This window comes from Pseudomonas sp. P5_B2, assembly GCF_056400445.1.
This window is the reverse complement of record NZ_JBFULH010000568.1, coordinates 1-2,606: the sequence shown is the minus strand read 5'-3', so window position 1 is coordinate 2,606 and position 2,606 is coordinate 1. Positions and strand designations below refer to the sequence as shown.

Annotated in this window: 3 protein-coding genes; all 3 read left to right on the top strand. The window is 59.3% G+C overall.

Annotated elements, in window-relative coordinates:
- On the top strand, nucleotides 1–467 hold a 467-nt coding region (locus tag AC1DRJ_RS24080; RefSeq protein WP_477804353.1), incomplete at its 5' end, for a hypothetical protein.
- Nucleotides 468–524: 57 nt separating this feature from the next.
- On the top strand, nucleotides 525–710 hold the full coding sequence (locus tag AC1DRJ_RS24075) for a helix-turn-helix transcriptional regulator (protein WP_477804352.1): 186 nt from the start codon (nucleotides 525–527) through the stop codon (nucleotides 708–710).
- A 109-nt stretch (nucleotides 711–819) separates the two neighbouring features.
- Nucleotides 820–2,349: an AAA family ATPase gene (locus AC1DRJ_RS24070; protein WP_477804351.1), complete on the top strand. Its 1,530-nt coding sequence runs from the start codon at nucleotides 820–822 to the stop codon at nucleotides 2,347–2,349.
- Nucleotides 2,350–2,606: the final 257 nt, after the last annotated feature.

Below are 2,606 nucleotides of genomic sequence, written 5' to 3'. Positions count from 1 at the left end.
GTGCAACTGAGGGGCGTGCAGGGGTGAGGGATCACGATTATCTACAGCACTTAGAAAATGCTATTTCTAGCTGGCTGGCTGATAACAGATCACTTTCGCTTGAGCAAAGGAGGCATGCGGTAAGTGACGCGCTTTCGGAACTATCAAAAGCTGAGCTTTTGGATTACGCCGTGAGCGGCTTTATTTGTCGCGACGGAGTGGTGCTGCTTGTTCGCGCAGCTTCAGACGGGATGGAGAAAACCTTTAAAGTGACCGCTCCAATCGTTGCTCGAGACAGCAAGCGGCAGAAAGGTACACAAAAGCCAAGGTGGCCGGAAATAAACGACTGGATAGCAGATCAACTGAAACGGCGACCAGACGAAAAAAGTCCTGAGCTTTGGAGGGATGCGCCAGAGTGGCTAACAGACAAAATTGGCGAGGATGCTTTCAAAAAGCGTGTTACGAAACAGCGTAAAGGCCGCAAGTAATTAGCGGCGTTGTCCGAGTTGAACCTGAAGCCTCAAGAGTTTACTGAGGCTTCCACCATGCAATACACCGACCTGATCCGCCCGAAAGCCCTGGCCGAACTGCTGGCTATTTCTGACGTCACGTTGTGGCGGCTTTCCAAGCGTCCCGACTTTCCGCAAAAGATCCAAATCAGCGCAAGGATTGTTGCTTACCGTCGATCCGACGTTGCCGCCTGGCTTGATCGCCAAGGGGCGCGCGCATGAAAAAAGCCGGCCCCCCCGAAGAAGTAGCCAGCCCATCGCAAGGTCACTCTAGCACCCACACCGCAGCCCRGGAGCAGCGCACCCTTGAGGCGCTCATGGAGGGTGTTCAGTGAGCACACCTGTCGAACTGGTATTGAGCGCGCTTGATAACGTCAGGCGCAGCGGAAAAAACTGGATGGCCTGTTGCCCTGCGCATGATGACCGCAGCCCAAGCCTGAGCATTACCGAGGGTGACGATGGCCGCGTGCTGCTGCACTGCTATGCTGGCTGCGATACCCGCGACGTCGTGTCGGCTCTGGGGCTACAGATGGCCGACCTGTTCCTCGACAACCTGAGTCAAGACCAACGCCAGCAGTACCAACGCAACAAGCTGGAGGTCGAACGCAACTTCGAGCAATTGGTTATCGAGGCCGCGAAGGGGGAAGCTAAAGCTGGAGAGTTGAGCGCCGAAAGCGAAGCCCGGCTGACGCTGGCACAGGAGCGAGTCGACCAGTTCGACCGCCAGCTAGCAGGACTGGGCAGTCAGCTGGAGGTGTCGAGCCCTGTGCTAACTGAGGTGCCGCTGGGCGATGTGATGAGCGCCGCTCTTGAGCCTGTCCGCTTTGCCATTAAGCCCTGGATGCCGCGCCGTCATGTGGCGCTGTTTGGTGGTCACGGTGGCATCGGTAAGTCGAGCCTGGCGCTGGCCATTGGTGCGCATGTGGCGGCAGGCAGGCCGTATGCCGGGCATGAGGTCGAGCAGGTGCCTGTTCTGTTCGTGAGCCTGGAGGATGAGCCGAGCATCGTGCGCCTGCGCTTGCGCCGCATTATCGAGGCATATGGCCTGAATCCCGCCGAGGTACTGCCGAACATGCGCCTGCTGGACGGCACCCATGGCCATCCCGTGCTGATGAGCGAGAGCGATGGCTACCCCTCGGAGCCGATATTCAGCCGGGCGTTCCGTGAACTGGTCGAACAGGCTGCAGGTACTGGTCTGATTATTGTGGACAACGCTTCCGACGCTTTCGACGCGAACGAGAACAGCCGCCGCTTGGTACGTGCGTTTGTGCGCGGTCTGGCTGCTGTTGCTCGTAAGCATGACGCGGCTGTCGTGCTGCTGGCGCATATCGACAAGGCCTCAGCTAAGAGCGGTAGCCAGGGCAACAGTTACAGCGGCAGTACCGCATGGCACAACAGTGCTCGTTCACGCCTGGCATTGATTGAGCAGGACGGTGCAATTGTCCTCCTGCATGAGAAAGCCAACCTATCAACACGGGCCGATCCGCTGCGCTTGGTCTTTGCTGATGGCGTATTGATGCTCGAGGCCGGCTCAGATGGAGCCACGCTCACTTCTGAGCACTTCGACCAAGCTGAGATTATCCGCGCGCTTCGGGCTGCAAAGGAGGCAGGCATAAACGTGCCGGCTAGTCTTACCCCTGGAGCGCACTCCGCCATGAAAGCGCTGGAGCCCTTTCCCGAGTACGGGAAAACCTTCAAGGGTAGTGGCGGGAGCAAGCGGGCAGCACAAGCACTTGCCGCACTGAGACGCGAGGGGCGGGTGCGTGAGGAAACTTACCGCACTACGCAACGTAAGGATCGCGGGCGACTGATTATCGTCGAGGGGGCGGCGCAAATCGGGCCGGGCTGCGCTGATGAATGACCCCACAAAAGTGCGCCGCGCTGCCCCCCATACCCCCCATTGGCGCTGCGGCGCAGTGCCCTAACGGGCTGGCCTTGCGCTCCAGTCCTAAAAACAGGGATCGGCGCGGATCGGCGCAGCGGCGCAGATGAAAACCCAGCAAAACGAGGTTTGCCGCAATGCCGCAGCCAACCCGCGGCCGGATCGCCTCCACTAACGAGGAAAACATCCTGACCGACGACAACGTCACCCGTCGCGTTGCGCACCTGGTCGAAAGC